The sequence below is a fragment of the Alexandriicola marinus genome (assembly GCF_004000435.1).
Taxonomy (GTDB): domain Bacteria; phylum Pseudomonadota; class Alphaproteobacteria; order Rhodobacterales; family Rhodobacteraceae; genus Alexandriicola; species Alexandriicola marinus.
Map to the genome: position 1 here is coordinate 500,218 of NZ_RBVZ01000001.1, position 16,449 is coordinate 516,666.

Consider the following 16,449-nt stretch of genomic DNA (forward strand, 5'->3'; position numbering starts at 1 on the left):
GAGGATACTCGCGCGGCGCTTTGCATTCCGGGTGGCGGACCGTGTCAGATACCGTCGCCTACAAAGGCCTTTTCGACCACGAATTCCTTGGGCTCCGAATTCGCGCCCTCGCGCAGGCCTGCCTGTTCCAGCAGCGCCTTGACGTCGATGTTGAAGGCGAGGCTTCCGCAGATCATGGCGCGATCGTGTTCGGGGTTGAGCGGCGGCACGCCCAGATCGGCGAACAATTCGCCGTTCTCGATCAGCGTGGTGATCCGGCCCATCTTGGGGCTCTCTTCGCGGGTCGTGGTGGGGTAATAGCGCAGCTTGGCGAGGTTTTCCTCGCCGATCAGTTCCTGCAACAGCTCGTCATTGCGGATGCTTTCGATCAGGTCGCGGCCATAGGTCAGCTCGGCCACCTCGCGGCAGGTATGGGTGATGATGACCTCGTCGTAATCCTCGTAGGTCTGCGGATCGCGCAGGAGCGAGGCGAAAGGCGCAAACCCTGTCCCGGTGGAAAAGAAATAGATCCGTTTGCCTGGCAGAAGCGCGTCATGGACCAGCGTGCCCACGGGTTTGGGCCGCAGGATGATCTCGTCGCCCGGCTGGATATGCTGCAGCTTCGATGTCAGCGGCCCGTCGGGGACCTTGATCGAATAGAATTCCAGCTCTTCGTCCCAGGAGGGCGAGGCGATCGAATAGGCCCGCAACAGCGGTTTGCCATTGTCGCCCATCAGGCCGATCATCACGAATTCGCCGGAACGAAAGCGGAGCGATTGCGGGCGCGTTACCCGAAAGGCAAACAGCCGGTCGGTGTAATGCTGAACGGAGGTCACTGTCTGCGCATCGGGCAGGGCTGCGACCTTGGTGGCGGTGGCTTGTGTCACGGGTGCTTGCTCGGTCATCTCTGTCATGGACAGCCATCTAGGGCCGCCTCTCCTCATAGTCGTTGATCTGGATCAGTTAAAGCCCGGTCGGAATCAGGCGCCCGGGCGGGCCAGCCTGTTGCGATAATCATGCGCCTGCCAGTCGGCGCGGGCGCGCCAATGCGGCTCTGGTTGTCGGGTGGCGAGCTCGTCGGCGATTTCCACCTCGTCAAAGCCCGAACGCCGCGCCATGGCGTATTGATCGGCGATCACGTGGCCCGCCGCGCGCAGCCGTCCGCGATAGCCGTTGATCCGCAGAAGCCGCGCCAGGGTGAAGCCGCGCCCGTCGGCAAATGTCGGAAACTCGATCCGGATCATCGCGGCCTCCAGCAGAGGGCCTGTGAGCGCATCGGGTGCCGTATCGGACGGCAGGGTCACCGCGAACCCCGCGCAATCATTGGCCGGTAGCGCCTCGACCCGCAATTCGGGTCCTGCGAAATCATCGGGTGCAAAGCCCGTGTCGGTGACGATGATTGTCATCTGTCTCTCCTGTCGCCGCGTCTCAGCCGGGCGTCTGTTCGGTGGCGCCGGAGCGCACGAGGCGCCCGCCGGCGAAGTGGATGCCGCATTCGACCTTGTCGAGGTCGCGCCAACGGCCGGCACGCGGGTCTTCGCCGTCGTTGACGCGGGTGGTGCAGGGGGCGCAGCCCACGGAGGGATAGCCGCGCGAGACAAGCGGATGCCGGGGTAGCCGGTTCTCCGCGATGTAATCGGCGACATCGCCCTTGTCCCAATGGGCCAGAGGATTGACCTTGATCCGAAGTCCTGCCTCGGATTCGAAGAAATCGAGGTTGGTGCGCGTGGCGCCCTGGTATCGTTTGCGGCCCGTGATCCAGCTGTCATAGCCCTCGAGCGCGCGTTGCAGCGGCTCTGTCTTGCGCAGATGGCAGCAGGCATCCGGGTCATGCAGGTGCAACAGGTTTTCGTTGTCACGCTCGAAGAGCGCAGACCTGTCGGCGCGGATGACCTGAACATTCTCGAGCCTCAGCCGTTCGGTCAGTTCCATCTGGTAGGTCAGCGTTTCCGCGAACAGCATCTCGGTGTCGATGAACAACACCGGAAGCCGCCGGTCCATCACCGAGACCATGTGCAACAACACGACCGATTCCGCCCCGAAGGACGACACCAGTGCGATCCGGCCCAGATCGGCGTCGCGCAGGGCCGTCTCCATGACGGCGGTGGCGCCGTGGTGGCGATACCGCGCGTTCAGCGCGGTGACCTGCGTGTCTATTCCATCAAGCGGCATTGGCCTTGGCCTCCTGTGGATAAAGAAACGCCTTGAACGGGGCGGCCCCCAGCCTGCGATAGGCCTCGATAAAGGTCTCGTCCGGTGCCTCGCGCAGGTCGAGATAGCCCAGAACCAACCGTTCGACCGCTGGCACGATCTCGTCTGCCGAAAATCCGGGCCCGGCACGTTCACCGATCACGGTGGTTTCGGTGCCGTCGCCGCCCAGCGTGATCTGGTAGTTCTCGACGCCGGCGCGGTCGAGACCGAGGATCCCGATATGGCCGACATGGTGGTGCCCGCAGGCATTGATGCAGCCCGAGATCTTGATCTTCAGGGGCCCGATCTCGTGTTCCAGCTTCAGTTCGTCGAACCGCATCGCGATTTCCTGCGCGACCGGGATCGAGCGGGCGGTCGCCAGCGCGCAGTAGTCCATGCCGGGGCAGGCGATGATATCCGAGACGAGGCCGATATTCGCCGTGGCAAGGCCCGCCGCGCGCAGCTGAGCGTAGATCGCGGGCAGATCGGATTTGTGGACATGGGGCAGGATCACGTTCTGTTCGTGACTGATCCGGAGTTCATCATGGCCATAGCGCTCTGCAAGCTTGGCCATGATCCGCATCTGCTCCGAGGTCGCGTCCCCCGGGGTGGCGCCGTGGGACTTCAGAGAGATCGACACGATCGCATGACCCTCGGCCCGGTGCGGGGCGAGGTTTGTGTCGGTCCAGGCGCGGAATGCGGGGTCGGCCGCCCGGGTCGCCTCGTATCCGTCGACCGGAGCGGCCCTGAAGACCGGTAAAGCGAAAGATTGTTCGATTTGTGCAAAATATTCGGGGTCGATAGGGGGTATTGTCGGTCTAATCTGTTCGAAACGTTCATTGACCAGCCGGCGGATCTCGTCGATCCCGTGCTCGTGAACTGTGATCTTGATCCGGGCCTTGTACTTGTTGTCGCGTCGCCCGAGCAGGTTATAGACGCTCACGATCGCCTCGACATAGGGCAGTAGATCTTCGCGTGGCAGGAAGGGGTTCAACACCTTGCCGACCATCGGCGTCCGGCCAAGGCCACCGCCCACGATGACCTCGAACCCCGGCGCGCCCGAAGCATCGCGCACCATCCGCAGCCCGATGTCATGGGCCCGGGTCACGGCGCGATCGTTGGGGCTTCCCGTCACGGCGATCTTGAACTTGCGCGGCAGGAACTGGAATTCCGGGTGATCGGTCGACCATTGGCGCAGCAGCTCGGCATAGGGTCTTGGGTCCTCGATCTCGTCGGCGGCGGCACCTGCGAAATGGTCGGCGGTCACGTTGCGGATCGTATTCCCGGATGTCTGGATCGCATGCATCCCCACATCGGCCAGCGCATCGAGCATGTCGGGCACGTCACGCAGCTCGGGCCAGTTGAACTGGATGTTCTGGCGGGTGGTGAAGTGGCCATACCCCCTGTCCCAGCGATCCGCGATCATGGCCAGCTGCCGCATCTGTGCCGCGTTCAGGGTGCCATATGGGATCGCGACCCGCAGCATATAGGCGTGGAGCTGGAGGTAGAGGCCGTTCATCAGGCGCAGCGGCTTGAATTCGTCCTCTGTCAGGTGGCCCGCGATGCGACGCGCGACCTGGGCGCGGAATTCGGCCACGCGGTTGCGGACAAAGCGTTCATCGAAATCGGTGTACGTATACATGTCTCTTCCTTTCACCAAAATTCGCGAATTTTGGTCCGCCCGAATTTCTAGAAATTCGGGCCCGCTTCCTGTTTGCCGTGGCGATAGTTCGAGGGGCCGCGCGTGCGGAAGGCCTCGCGGAAATGGATGGGCTCCGGCCCGGCCTCACCGGCTTTCGCATCGGCCAGATAGGCGCCGACGACGGTCTCGGACTGGCTCTGCGCGAACAGAAGCCGGATATCGCCATGCGCCTCGTCCTCGATCAATTCGGCCTCGGCCATGTTGCGCGTCCAACGGTCATCTTCGGTCAGCCAGACCGCGTCGCCCTCGAGAAGCGCGCTCGCGGTGACGACCTTGGGGGTGAAGTCTCGTGTCATCAGGCTGTTCCTGCTGCTTGGATTTCAGAGGTTCTCGTGGCGGCAGGGGCGGCGCAGGCCGCGCGGGGGGCGAGGCCCAGGAATGTCAGGGCAGGGCCGGTCAGCCCCGCCTCGCTCAATGTCGGTTCCAGACGGGAGAGCGTGGTCGTCAGGACCCGCTGATCAGGGCGAGACGCGTTCTCGACCACCGTCACGGGCGTCGCGGGATCGGCGCCGTGCATCAGGAGCCGCCCCTGAATGAAACGCGCGCTTTTCTTGCCCATGTAGATGGCCGCGACCTCGCCCGGACGGGCCAGCTGCGCCCAGTCATGTTCGGCAAAACCCTTGGTGTCGTGGCCGGTCAGGAACCGGACGCCCGAATTGCGGCCCCGCTTCGTCAGGCTTTGCCCGATGCCCGCCACGGCGGCCGAGGACGCGGTGATCCCCGGCACGACCGACCAGTCGATACCGGCGGCCTCGCAGGCCTCGATCTCTTCGTCGAGGCGGCCAAAGACCGTGGGATCGCCGGATTTCAGGCGCACGACATGGGCGCCCGCTTTGGCATGGCTGATGATCAGCTCGTTGATCCGCGACTGCGGCATCGAAGCGCCGAAGCCCTCCTTGCCGGCATGGATCATCACCGCCTCGCGGCGGGCGAGTTCAAGGATCGGGGCCGAGACCAGCTGATCGAAGATCACGACATCGGCCCGGTCGAGCGCCTTGCGTGCCTTGAGCGTCAGAAGATCGGGATCGCCCGGACCTGCGCCCACCAGATCGACCCGACCCACGCGCACGGGCGCGGCAAGGTGTCGGTCGAGGAGGGCGTCGAGTGTCGGGCGCAGCGCCTCTTCGCCGCCTTCGTCAAAAGCCGCGGGTCCGGCCCTGTCGTAATACTCGGCCCAGAATTCCCGCCGCACCCGACCCATGGGCAGCCGCTCTGCCACGCTGCGAAAGCCCTTTCCGATCCGGGCGAGGATACCGAGCGAGGCCGGCAGCCGTTCTTCCAGATCGGCCTTGATGCGGCGGGCCAGAACCGGGGCCGCGCCTTCGGTGCCTATAGCCACCGTCACCGGATCGCGATCCACGATCGCGGGGGTGATGAAGGCGCTGTCTTCGAGGTTGTCGACGATATTGACCAGCGCTCCTTCGGCCCGTGCGAGGGCCGCTACCCGGCGGTCTTCGCGGGCATCGTCATTGGCCGCATAGAACAGCGCCGCGCAGATCGCGTCTCCCGCCTGCATCGGGCGCGGGATCAATGTGATCCGCCCCTGATCGGCCAGATCGCGCAGCCCGTCGGCGGGGTCTGCGCCGATCACCGTGATCCGCGCTTCTGTCTTGAGAAGAAGCCGCAACTTGGCCAGCACCGTTTCCCCGTTGCCGGAGACGACGATGCGGCGGCCCGCGACGGCCAGGAAGATGGGGAAGTGCTGCATGACGTGGTCTATCCCATGAATTCTGATCCCAATATAGAATATTGTTCTGTAATTTTGCTAGATCATGGGCTATATAAGAACATGTGTTCCAAATGAGCCGTCAGATGTGACGGCTGTTTCTCGCGAGGGGAAAAGGGCGAATGGCTGTTCGGATTGACGAGACGGACCGGAAGATCCTCATCGAGCTTCAGACCGATGCGTCCCGGTCCCTCGATGAAATCGCCAAGGCGGTGGGCTCGTCCAAGACGCCGGTCTGGAACCGGATTCGCAAACTGCGCGACGCGGGGATCATCGGCGCGCAGACCGTGGCCCTCGATGCGGAGGCGCTGGGTTTCGAGGCGACCTTCTTTGTCCTGATCCGCACGAGCGAGCACGAGGCTGACTGGCAGGCGCGGTTCCTCGCGGCCCTCAAGGCGCGCCCCGAAGTGCAGGAGGCGCACCGGCTGGCTGGCGATATCGACTATATCCTCAAGGTGCGCGTCCCCAATGCGCGCGCCTATGACGCCTTTTACCAGGCGCTGATCTCCGAGGTCCGGGTGTTCAACGTCACGGCCTTGCTGAGCATGGAAGAGATCAAATCGACAACGGCGCTGCCATTGTGAAGCGCCGTGTCACACTCTCAGTAGGGTCAAGAATGAGGTATTTTAATACCTAATAATTAAATTATTGACTTTAAATAAAAAAAGGCGCCTGCCTGTTGGAGCATGTATTGCTGCAAACTGGATTGGGGGGAAGCCTATGAAGACGAAAATGGCATTGATGGTGTCTGCGGTGGCACTCGGTGGATGCGTGTCGTCAGTGGGCGACGGGGGGCAAGGGGGCCAAGGGAGCGATACCTTGTCGAGCGCCGATATTGCCGATGCCTCGAACGCGACCTTCGGGGTTGGTGAGCCAATTCCGATTCCGCAAGACCAGATTCCGCAAGGCAACGTTCGCTACGACGGGATCGCAGGGTTCCAAATCTCTGACGCTTCGGGCCCTGTTGGGGTCAACATGACTGCTGGCGTCAGCGACGAGATCATCGGAGAAATGACTGCCAACGTCAATTTTGATGACAATACTGGCAACGTCGAGATCAGCAATTTGGGCATCTACCAGCTCCCTCTTTTCGAGGAATACGAGACCCTGGCCCCGAGCGATATCGAGTTGATCGGCGAAGTGTCAGGCGGGTTTTCCGGAAGCGGATCGGTGCTCGTCGATTTTGATGACGGAGCCGCTGATCCTGCGATACTGTCAGGCGACTTGAGCGGTTCTTACTCGGACGGAACGTCGTTTTCAGTGTCCGGCGATCTGGAAGCCGAACTGGCGGTTTTCGTCGACGAGGCGAGCGGCACGACGTTCTTCACCTTTCCGCTTTCTGGCGAGGTGGGCGACGAGCTCGACATCGAGCTTGACGGTGTAGCCCAGGAGTCGGCCTCCGTCGCAGGCTTCGGCTTCGCAGCCGAAGGCGGCCTCTGAGACGAGGGATCAGGACCCAGCTGGAAATCTGACCTTCAAGGGCGGGTTCAATTCATGCTCGCCCTTCCAGTCGTATGGGAAATCAAGTGGATCGCAGCCCGGTCGCTTTAGCCCGTCTCCACCATCAGCCGTTCCAGCCCGTGGAAGTGGTAGAGGTTGGCGAAATGCGGGGACTCGGCCAGGCGCAGGTCGGGGCAGCGGGCGAACAGGATGCGGAAGGCCACGTCCAGTTCCAGCCGGGCGAGGGGTGCCCCGACACAGAAATGGATGCCGGCCCCGAACGATGTATTCGCCGGGCCGGTGCGGGCCGGGTCGAACCGGGCCGGATCGGGATAGGCCAATGGATCGCGGTTCGCGGCGGCCAGCAGGCAGCCGACCTCGTCGCCGGGGGCAAAGCGATGTCCCGCGATCTCGACCTCCTCATAGATCCAGCGCGTGAACAGGTGCAGTGGCGGGTCAAAGCGGATGACCTCCTCGACGCAAGCCGGCGTGATCGGCGGCGTTCCGGCCTCGATCAGGGCCTTTGCGCCATTGCCGATGGTGTGAACCGTGGCCTCGTGGCCCGCATTGAGAAGCAGGATCGCGGTGGTGATCAACTCATCCGTCGAGAGCCGTTCTCCGTCCTGTTCCGCCGCGATCAGATGCGTGATCAGGTCGTCGGCGGGATGATGGCGTTTCTCGGCCACGTAGCTGCGCATGAATTCGGCGAATTCGATGGTCGCGCGTGACGCCTCTTGCTCGATCTCGGGCGTGCGGCGGGCCTGATACATGGCGACCATCGCGTTGGACCAGGCGAGCAGGTCCTCGCCCCGTTCCTCCGGAACACCCAGAAGGCGGCAGATGATGACGACCGGGATCGTGCGGGCATAGGCAGCGATCAGATCGAAGGGTTGGTCATGCGGGAAGGCGTCGATCAGTTGATGGCACAGGGCCTCTATCTCGGGCTCCAGCGCGGCGATCCGGCGCGAAGTAAAGGCCCTTAGAACAAGGCCCCTCAGCCGCGTGTGGCGGGGCGGTTCGATTGCCAGCATGGAATGGGCCTCGACCTCGTAGAAGGGGCGGGTCCGTTCCGTGATGACGGGACCCTTGCCAGGCGGAGGCTCGCGCCCCATCCGCTTGTCACGCAACAGGGCCGAGACCAGCTTGTGTGACGTGGCGCAGGGCATGGCATAATCCTGCCAATAGACCAGATCGCCCATGGTGCGGGCGCGTTCATAGAACGGGTAGGGGTCCTGCACGAAGGCCGGGTCGGTCGGGGATTGCGAGATCGTTTCCATGCGCGAAGGCTGGCCTCAAGGGGCGGGTGATGCAAGCGCCGACGGGGCGGCGTTCCGGAACATTGGATGTCAGCTGGCCTCGAGCGCCGTGACGATGGGCGAGAAATCGGCCGCCGTGAGAGAGGCCCCGCCGACCAGCGCGCCGTCGACATCCTCGACCGCAAAGATCTCGGCCGCGTTCGATCCCTTGACCGAGCCGCCATAGAGGATCGCGATATCCGCAAGCCCCCGGGCGGCCAGACGCGCACGCAGATGGCGGTGAACCTCGTCAATCTGGTCGATCGTGGGGGTCAGGCCGGTGCCGATGGCCCAGACGGGTTCATAGGCGATCACCGTGTTACCCGCGTCCGCCCCATCGGGAAGCGAGCCCGCAAGCTGGTCATCGAGGACGGAGAGCGTGGTGCCGGCCTCGCGTTCCTGCAGCGTCTCGCCGATGCAGATGATCGCGGTCAGGCCGGCCGACTGCGCGGCGATGGCCTTGGCCGCGACATGTGCGCTTGTCTCCGCGTGATCGGTGCGCCGTTCCGAATGGCCGACGATCACGGCACTGGCGCCTGCGTCCACCAGCATCGTGGCCGCGATGTCGCCGGTGTGCGCGCCCGAGGCAGCGGCGTGGCAATCCTGCCCGCCGATCGCGATGGCCGACCCCTCGGCCCGGCGTGAGGCACGTTCGATCAGCGTGGCGGGCAGGCAGATCAGAACCTCGACCGACGGGGCGGGATGCGCGGCGGCCAGCGCCTCGAGTTCGGAAAGCGACCCGGAGGTTCCGTTCATTTTCCAGTTTCCTGCGGCTAGTCTTTTGCGCATGCTTGCTCCTGCGGGCTGTCGTGCGTCACGGTGGACGGATGATTTTCGTCTTAGCACCGGGCCCGTCGGGGCACAAATGCAAGGCGGAGGGGCCGGGATGATCCCGAGGTTCGATCTTGAGGCGCTGATCGCGCGCGATCCGGCCGAAATGGCGCGGCTGGGTGTCGCGGTGCGCGAGGTGGGCTTCCTGACGTTGGGCAATACCGCGCTGGGCGCCACCGAAGTGGAGCGTGTTCTGGACGCTTATCGCCGCTTCTTTCGTCTGCCCGAGGCGCGCAAGCGCTCGGTCGACATGGCCCGGACTGGGGCCAATCGCGGTTGGGGCGGGCCGAAATCCGAACAGGTCGATCCCGGCGCGAACCCCGATTTCAAGGAAGTGTTCGATTGCGGACGCGAATTGCCCGAGGGTCATCCGATGGCCGCCCGCAACCTGCCGGTCTATGCCCCGAACCTGTGGCCCGAGGATTTGCCCGGGTTCCGCCCCGAGATCGAGAGCTATTTCGCGAGCGCGATGGATGTCGCGATGGATATCCTGCGCGCCCTTTCGGCAGCCACGGGCGGCGACGGCGGGGCCTTTGATCGGGCGTTCGATCCGCCGATGGCGCTCTTGCGCGGCAATTACTATCCCCCCCGCCCTGACTGGGCCGGGGACAAGGATTTCGGGATCGCCGCGCACACCGATTACGGCTGCCTGACGCTATTGGCGACCGATGGTGTGCCGGGGCTCGAGGTGCGGATGCCATCGGGGGACTGGCTGCCGGTGCGGGCCGATCCCGGGGAATTCATCATCAATTTCGGCGAAATGCTGGAATTCTGGACCGATGGTGCCGCCAAGGCCACGTTGCACAGGGTTCAGGGCGGCCCGGAGGAGCGGATTTCCGTACCGCTTTTCTTCAACCCGTCTTTTGATGCGAATGTGGCGCCGCCCGGTTCGGGCCAGCTCATCCGTGCAGGCGATCACCTGAACCGTCGCTTTGCCGAAACCTATGTCCACCTGCAACACAAGGCCTGACGGCCCAGGGTGTCACAGCGCGGCCAGCGCGCGGCGCGCCCAGTCGGTGGCGAGGTCGGGATCGTCAAGCGCGGCGTCGGGGAGGGTCCAGTATCCCATGCTACGCCCGCCCATCTCGAAGATTTCCGCGCCTTCAGCGGCCAGCGCCTCGGCGAAATCGCCCGTGGCCTTGAGGTATATGCGCGCCTCGCTCGACAGGATGGCGAAGATCTGACCCTCGCAATAGATGCTGAGGCCACCCATCATCTTGCGGGTCGTCAGCGGGCCCACGCCCGAAAACAGCTCGGTCGCGTAGGCGATGTCGGCGTCGGTGACGCTCATTCCCCGGCGCTGAGGCTCTCGTCGAACTTGATCGATTCGCCGCATCCGCAGGCATCGACAACATTGGGATTGCGGAACTTGAAGCCCGATTCCAGAAGCGAGGTTTCGTAGTCGATCTGGGTGCCGAACAGGAACATCTGGGCCATCGGCGCGATGATCACCTTGGCGCCGTTCTGTTCGACGACCTCGTCATGGGCCTCGATGCTATCGACGTAATCCATGGTGTATTCCATGCCCGCGCAGCCGCCCTTCTTGACGCCGATGCGAAGACCCTGGTGGCCGCCATCGGCCATCAGCTTCGCGATCTGGGTCGCGGCCGCATCGGTGATCGTGACAGGCGGATTGCCGGGAATGCCGAACATTGGAAAACTCCTTTTCGTCGACTTCAACCTAAGGCGGACGGGATCGCTTCTCAAGCCTCGAGCGCAAGTTCGTGATTGAGAACCGGCAGGGCGACGATCAGCGCAAGGACCGAGGTCGCCACGAGGAGCATCAAGAGCCGGAGCGGATCGGCCGCCCCGGTCAGGATCCAGCCCGTCAGGTAGGACATCACGGCACCCGAACCCACCATGAGCGCCCCCGACAGGCCCGCGGCGCTCCCGGCCAGATCGGGCTCGACCGACATCGCGCCCACGTTCGCGGCGGGCAGGGTCAGGCCGTTTGCCAGCCCGATGAAGGGCATGAAGGCAAAGAAGGACAGCGCCGTCCCGCCGGTCAGCCACCATGTGATCAAGGCAAGGCTCAGACCGATGACCGAGACCAGCCGTCCGGCGATGACAAGCTGGCCCACCGACATGCGCGTGCTCAGCCGCACCGAGAGCGCATTGCCCAGCAGAAAGCCCACGGGCGGCGCGCCGAGGGCAATGCCCAAAAGGGCCGGGCTCAGCCCGAAGGTTTCGGTCGCCAAGAGCGGCGCGCCTGTCAGGAAGCCGAAGAACACCCCGACAGAAAGGCCGAGGCTCATGGCATAAGACCAGAATTTGCCGTTGCGGATCAATGCGCCATAGGCGCGCCCGTGCTGGGCCAGTGTCTTGCCCTGCGCGCGGCCCGTCTCGGCCACGTCCGCCCAGCACAACCACAGCAACGCCAGCCCCAGCACCCAGAAGACATGGTAGGTGGCCCGCCATCCGAACGCCTGATCCAGCAGGCCACCCAGAAAGGGTGAGACCATGGGTCCCAGCGAAGTGACCATGCCGATGGTTGCCAGCCGTCCGGTTGCCTCTTGCGGGGCGGAGGTGTCACGCACGATGGCCCGCGACAGCAGGTTCGCAACGATGACAGCGCCCTGAAGCACCCGGAAGATCATGAATGTCAGGTAGTTCGGCGCCAATGCGCAGCCCGCCGAGGCCAGCAGAAAGATGACCAACGAGGCCAGAAGCACGGGGCGCCGGCCCACCACATCGGCGATCGGGCCGACGATCAACTGCAGGACTGCCGTCACGATCATGAACAACGAGATCGACAGGCTCGCTTCGGCATAGGTGATGTCGAAATCGCCGGCCATGTGGGCCAGCGACGGCAAGGTCATGTTGAGCGCAATGATGCCGATGATTGCCATGAGGACAAGTGTCGACAGGCGCGGTGGAGAGACGGTCGTCATGTCAGGAGGTCCAATCGCGAGTCGCGTAACTCTATGACGCAACCGGTTGACCTACCAGACGAATCCTCGGCGGTTTGCAGTGTGGGACGTGGCCGGTTGACGGGCTACATGAAGCCCAGTTCAAGCCGCGCTTCGTCGGACATCATGTCCATGCCCCATTGCGGCTCCCATGTCAGATCGACATCGACCTGCTTGATCCCCGGAAGCGGCGCGACGGCATCGGCGACCCAGCCGGGCATCTCACCCGCGACGGGACAGCCCGGTGCGGTCAGCGTCATGATGATCCGGACCTCGTTTTCGGGCGAGATGTCGATCGTGTAGACAAGCCCCAGATCGTAGATGTTCACCGGGATCTCGGGATCATAGACGGACCGGCAGGCCTCCACGACCGACTCGTACATCGGATGGTCGGTACTCGAGGGGGCGATGAGGGGCGTGCCTTCAAGCTGGGTGTCTGGCATTGCGAACTCCTTCGCGGTCCGTGATCCTAATTCCTGACTGTTCATATAGGAATTGGATCGGGGAGGTAAAGCGAAGGCTGTCTTGCGGCTCTTCGCGGCGGTGTCGGGCCGGTTCCGGGCTTTCATTTCCGCGGGCCCCGGTCCAGAAGAGGGCCGGACCTACGGATTAAGACCATGACACAGCCCTTTTCCTTTTCGCTTGCCGCCACCGATGGCGCGGCGCGCACCGGCACGATCCAGACGATGCGGGGCACGATCCGCACGCCCGCCTTCATGCCCGTGGGCACGGCGGCGACCGTCAAGGCGATGATGCCCGAAAGCGTGGCCGCGACCGGCGCGGATATCCTTCTGGGCAATACCTATCACCTGATGCTGCGCCCCGGGGCAGAGCGGATCGCCCGGCTGGGCGGGCTTCACCACTTCATGAACTGGAACAAACCGATTCTCACGGATTCGGGCGGGTTTCAGGTGATGAGCCTCGCCGACCTGCGCAAGCTGACGGAAAACGGCGTCACCTTCCGCAGCCATATCGACGGCTCCCGGCACGAGTTGACGCCCGAAAGATCGATGGAGATTCAGCGGCTTCTGGGCTCTGATATCGTGATGGCCTTTGACGAATGCCCCGCGCTTCCGGCCAGCGATGAGGCCGTCGCGGCCAGCATGCGGCTGTCGATGCGTTGGGCCGCGCGGTCGCGCGACGCGTTCGGCGACAGGCCGGGGCACGCGCTTTTCGGGATCATGCAGGGGGGCGTCACACGCGAATTGCGCGAGGAATCGGCCGAGGCGCTCAAGGCCATCGGGTTCGAAGGCTATGCGGTCGGCGGCCTTGCCGTGGGCGAGGGGCAGGAGGCGATGTTCGGCGTTCTGGATTATGCCCCCGGGTTCCTGCCTGCCGACAAGCCGCGCTACCTGATGGGCGTGGGCAAGCCCGATGACATCGTGGGCGCGGTCGAACGCGGGATCGACATGATGGATTGCGTGCTGCCGTCCCGCTCGGGCCGGACGGGTCAGGCCTGGACCCGGCGCGGTCAGATCAACATCAAGAACGCCCGCCATGCCGACGACCCCCGCCCGCTGGACGAGGCCTGCACCTGTCCCGCCTGCCGCAACTATTCGCGCGCCTACCTGCACCATGTGTTTCGTGCCGGCGAGATGATCTCGGGCATGCTGCTGACATGGCACAACCTGCATTATTATCAGGAGCTGATGTCAGGGCTGCGCGGGGCGATCGCCGAGCAGACGCTGTCCGCATTCGTGGCCGATTTCCATGCCCAGAGAGCCGAGGGCGATATCGAGCCCCTGTGACGGCCAAAAAACGCGGTCAGGTTTACTTGGCCAAAGCTCTACACGTCGGGTATCGTTCTCCTCATGGGATATGATTACGACAGGCTCTATGGCGAGACGCCCGACGCCCTTGGCCCGCCAAGCCGGGAGTTCGTGGATTTCTTCGGCCGATATGATCTGCCCGGCGCCCGCATCCTCGATCTCGGCTGCGGACAAGGGCGCGATGCACTGTTTCTCGCGCGGGCGGGACATCACGTGGTGGGGGTCGATATCGCGCCCAACGGGATCCGCGACCTTCTCGCCGTGGCGGCGAAAGAGGGTCTGCCCATAGAGGGGATCGTTGGCGATATCGTCTCGTTCAAGCCCGAGGGCACGTTTGACGTGATCCTGATCGACCGCACGCTTCATATGCTGGACCGGGACCCGCGGAACAGGGTTCTGGAGGGGCTTCTGGATCACGTGGGCGCGGGCGGGTGGATGCTGATCGCGGACGAGGAGACGAATATCCCCGATTTTGAACGCGCGATGGTCCAACATGAGGCGAGTTGGGCGGTCGAATACCGCAAGCCCGGATACCTGTTTGCAAGACGTAGCTGACCACGACGGGGAATGCGTTTCCCGCCCAAAGGTCGCCGCTGGAAAAACGCGCATGATCGAAGAGACAGTGACCGTCACGTCCTCACGGGCCCGCCTCGAGGGCACATGGGTCCGGCCTGATGGCGTGGCGCGCGGCATGGTCCTGTTCATCCATGGGTCGGGGCCTCTGGACCGGAACGAGAATGCAAAGGGCGCGCCGCTTAACGCCTTCAATACGATTGCGACCGCCTTGGCGGCCAAGGGCATCGCGTCGATCCGCTATGACAAGCGCGGCTGCGGCGCATCGACCGGGACATATCTCGAAGCGGGGCAGGCGGAGTTGACCGACGATGTCTGCGCATGGATCGCGAAGGCCCGAACGCTGTCAGCGGCACCGATCTACCTTTGTGGCCATTCCGAGGGCACGGCGCTTGCCGCCATGGCGGCCGAACGGGAGCCGGTCGCGGGGTTGATCCTAGTGTGCCCCTACGTGACGCCGGGCGACGATCTGTTGCGCTGGCAGGCCAGTCATGCCGAGGCGATGGTTCAGTCCATGCCGGGCCTCAAGGGCCGGATCGCGCGGGCCGTGGGCCGGGTCGTGGGCACGCCCCTGCAGATGCAGCAGCGGCTGATCGACAAGGCGCGCGCCAGCACGACCGGGACGTTTCGGCTCATGGGTCAGAAGGTGCCCGCGCGCTGGCTGAGGGATTTTCTCGACGCCGATGTGCGCAGCCTGCAACTCCGTCAGACCTTGCCGACGCTGCTTTTGGTCGCGGCAGAGGATGTGCAATGCCCGCCCGCGGACGGCGCCGCCATCGCGGCGGCCAATCCGAATGCCGAACTGCTGGTTCTAGACGGGCTCTCGCATCTGCTGCGGCGGAGCGAGGCACCGGGCTTCGCCGATTATCCGCGCCAGCTGAAGACCGGGATGGACAGCCGGGTGCCGGAGGCTGTGGCAGGCTGGCTTGATCGGCAGCTGCCTCCGGGCTGACGATTGCGACACGCGTCCCGGGTCAGGCCGGGTGCGGCAGCGCGGGCAGGGGCGAGCGGTCACGGTTGTGAAAGACCCAGGTGCGCTTGCGTGTCGACTTGATGCCCGGGCCGTCCCATTCGTCGCCCATGAAATCATCAAGGATCCGGTCAAGCGCGACGCGCGGCAGCATGGCATGCTGCGCCATGAAACTCTCGACCACCGTTTCTTCGTCGCCAATGGGGTCGACGCTGAACGTGGTGATGGATTCGTCGATGATCCCGTCCGTCCTGCGTTCGAGGATATAGCGGCAGCTGCGATCGGCGACATAATCGATGAAGGTCAGGGTCATCTCTTCCAGCAGGCCATTGATCCGGCGCCGGCGCAGGTGGAGCGTCATCGGATCGTCCGGATCGGCCATGGTGTCGGCGAGGTTTCCGGTCCAGTGATGTTCGGGTTCGGCCTCGCCCGGGATCAGCTGATCCCAGACCGCCTCGACCGGGGCCGAGACCTTGGCGGCGCGCGAACTGAGCAGCGAGATACGCAGCGGAATCCGGTCAGACCACGGGCCGTAAAGGACATGAAAGGCGAGATAGCTTCCCGCGGGGATCAGCGTCAGAAGGCTGACCGCCGGTGTCGGCATGGCCGCGATCACCACAATCCCAAGCGCCGTCGCCTCGATCGTCCGCCGCAGGTCGGGGGCGTATTTCACGATCAGCGCCGGAAGACCGATGCCCGGAATCGCGAACAGCACCACGAGCGGAGATAACCCGATCCGCAGAATGGCGGCCAGCAGAAGGCATGATGTGAACAGGATTACCCTTCGGCGCTGTCGGATCAGAATGCTTGGCATCTTGTATTACTCTTTAAGACTTGAACGGGCCGGGGGCTTGTCGGCCTGCGGCGCGGAACGGGGCACCCGTTGAAAGGCGCCCATCAGGGTCGGTTGGGGGCGGATGACGATCTTCGCGTCTCGGGGCTTGCGTGCAGCCGATCTGCCGGGACGCCCCAACAGGCGCGGTCGTGATATCTGAGCGTCGGTATGGCACCTCATCGATCCAGTTCCGGTTTTCCCCACCCGAAGCTGATCTTGCAAAAATCGCC

General features: G+C 64.1%; 19 protein-coding genes. 6 read left to right on the plus strand and 13 right to left on the minus strand.

From position 1 onward, the window contains the following. Positions 1-44 precede the first annotated feature (44 nt). The 6 genes from EP376_RS02460 to cysG all read right to left on the minus strand — a co-directional run bounded on the left by EP376_RS02460 (position 45) and on the right by cysG (position 5,579). Entirely contained in the window at positions 45-884 is an 840-nt protein-coding gene (locus EP376_RS02460; RefSeq protein WP_127654706.1) for a ferredoxin--NADP reductase, read from the minus strand. Positions 885-959: 75 nt separating this feature from the next. Continuing rightward, positions 960-1,385, minus strand: a complete 426-nt coding sequence (locus tag EP376_RS02465; protein ID WP_127653943.1) for a DUF934 domain-containing protein — start codon at positions 1,383-1,385, stop codon at positions 960-962. A 22-nt stretch (positions 1,386-1,407) separates the two neighbouring features. Next, a complete protein-coding gene (locus tag EP376_RS02470; RefSeq protein WP_127653944.1) occupies positions 1,408-2,151 on the minus strand; it encodes a phosphoadenylyl-sulfate reductase in 744 nt (247 codons plus the stop codon). Then, on the minus strand, positions 2,141-3,811 hold the full coding sequence (locus EP376_RS02475; protein WP_127653945.1) for a nitrite/sulfite reductase: 1,671 nt from the start codon (positions 3,809-3,811) through the stop codon (positions 2,141-2,143). Before EP376_RS02475 ends, EP376_RS02470 begins: the two co-directional genes overlap by 11 nt. A gap of 47 nt (positions 3,812-3,858) precedes the next feature. Further along, entirely contained in the window at positions 3,859-4,167 is a 309-nt protein-coding gene (locus tag EP376_RS02480) for a DUF2849 domain-containing protein (RefSeq protein ID WP_127653946.1), read from the minus strand. Then, on the minus strand, positions 4,167-5,579 hold the full coding sequence (gene cysG, locus EP376_RS02485) for a siroheme synthase CysG (RefSeq protein ID WP_127653947.1): 1,413 nt from the start codon (positions 5,577-5,579) through the stop codon (positions 4,167-4,169). The genes EP376_RS02480 and cysG overlap by 1 nt, the downstream gene beginning before the upstream one ends. A gap of 140 nt (positions 5,580-5,719) precedes the next feature. Here cysG and EP376_RS02490 point away from each other — a divergent pair, with 140 nt between their 5' ends. Together EP376_RS02490 and EP376_RS02495 are read left to right on the plus strand one after the other, a co-directional pair. After that, on the plus strand, positions 5,720-6,181 hold the full coding sequence (locus tag EP376_RS02490; RefSeq protein ID WP_127653948.1) for an Lrp/AsnC family transcriptional regulator: 462 nt from the start codon (positions 5,720-5,722) through the stop codon (positions 6,179-6,181). 235 nt (positions 6,182-6,416) lie between these two features. Next, the gene (locus tag EP376_RS02495; protein WP_127653949.1) at positions 6,417-7,037 is read left to right on the plus strand and encodes a hypothetical protein; all 621 of its coding nucleotides are present in this window, start codon (positions 6,417-6,419) and stop codon (positions 7,035-7,037) included. 107 nt (positions 7,038-7,144) lie between these two features. On the opposite strand, the gene EP376_RS02500 is transcribed toward EP376_RS02495, so the two are convergent. Both EP376_RS02500 and tpiA read right to left on the minus strand, forming a co-directional pair. Then, entirely contained in the window at positions 7,145-8,314 is a 1,170-nt protein-coding gene (locus EP376_RS02500; RefSeq protein WP_127653950.1) for a cytochrome P450, read from the minus strand. A gap of 69 nt (positions 8,315-8,383) precedes the next feature. Continuing rightward, positions 8,384-9,121 (minus strand): triose-phosphate isomerase, encoded by a 738-nt coding sequence (tpiA, locus tag EP376_RS02505; protein ID WP_127653951.1) that lies wholly within the window; start codon positions 9,119-9,121, stop codon positions 8,384-8,386. 97 nt (positions 9,122-9,218) lie between these two features. Between tpiA and EP376_RS02510 the strand changes: the two genes are divergently transcribed. Beyond that, positions 9,219-10,133 (plus strand): isopenicillin N synthase family dioxygenase, encoded by a 915-nt coding sequence (locus EP376_RS02510; RefSeq protein WP_127653952.1) that lies wholly within the window; start codon positions 9,219-9,221, stop codon positions 10,131-10,133. A gap of 12 nt (positions 10,134-10,145) precedes the next feature. Here the strand turns inward: EP376_RS02510 and EP376_RS02515 are convergent, their stop codons facing one another. The 4 genes from EP376_RS02515 to EP376_RS02530 all read right to left on the minus strand — a co-directional run bounded on the left by EP376_RS02515 (position 10,146) and on the right by EP376_RS02530 (position 12,515). Beyond that, on the minus strand, positions 10,146-10,454 hold the full coding sequence (locus EP376_RS02515) for a TfoX/Sxy family protein (RefSeq protein WP_127653953.1): 309 nt from the start codon (positions 10,452-10,454) through the stop codon (positions 10,146-10,148). Further along, entirely contained in the window at positions 10,451-10,816 is a 366-nt protein-coding gene (locus tag EP376_RS02520; RefSeq protein WP_127653954.1) for a HesB/IscA family protein, read from the minus strand. Before EP376_RS02520 ends, EP376_RS02515 begins: the two co-directional genes overlap by 4 nt. Before the next feature lie 50 nt (positions 10,817-10,866). Then, positions 10,867-12,054, minus strand: a complete 1,188-nt coding sequence (locus EP376_RS02525) for a multidrug effflux MFS transporter (RefSeq protein WP_127653955.1) — start codon at positions 12,052-12,054, stop codon at positions 10,867-10,869. Positions 12,055-12,158: 104 nt separating this feature from the next. Continuing rightward, positions 12,159-12,515 (minus strand): SUF system Fe-S cluster assembly protein, encoded by a 357-nt coding sequence (locus EP376_RS02530; RefSeq protein WP_127653956.1) that lies wholly within the window; start codon positions 12,513-12,515, stop codon positions 12,159-12,161. A 174-nt stretch (positions 12,516-12,689) separates the two neighbouring features. Between EP376_RS02530 and tgt the strand changes: the two genes are divergently transcribed. The 3 genes from tgt (at position 12,690) to EP376_RS02545 (ending at position 15,366) form a co-directional block, all read left to right on the plus strand. After that, complete coding sequence (gene tgt / locus EP376_RS02535) at positions 12,690-13,820, plus strand: tRNA guanosine(34) transglycosylase Tgt (RefSeq protein ID WP_127653957.1); 1,131 nt, start codon at positions 12,690-12,692, stop codon at positions 13,818-13,820. 63 nt (positions 13,821-13,883) lie between these two features. Next, positions 13,884-14,396 (plus strand): class I SAM-dependent methyltransferase, encoded by a 513-nt coding sequence (locus tag EP376_RS02540; protein ID WP_127653958.1) that lies wholly within the window; start codon positions 13,884-13,886, stop codon positions 14,394-14,396. Positions 14,397-14,448: 52 nt separating this feature from the next. Continuing rightward, a complete protein-coding gene (locus EP376_RS02545) occupies positions 14,449-15,366 on the plus strand; it encodes an alpha/beta hydrolase (protein ID WP_164744843.1) in 918 nt (305 codons plus the stop codon). A gap of 22 nt (positions 15,367-15,388) precedes the next feature. On the opposite strand, the gene EP376_RS02550 is transcribed toward EP376_RS02545, so the two are convergent. Beyond that, positions 15,389-16,198, minus strand: a complete 810-nt coding sequence (locus tag EP376_RS02550) for an SRPBCC family protein (protein WP_127653960.1) — start codon at positions 16,196-16,198, stop codon at positions 15,389-15,391. Positions 16,199-16,449: the final 251 nt, after the last annotated feature.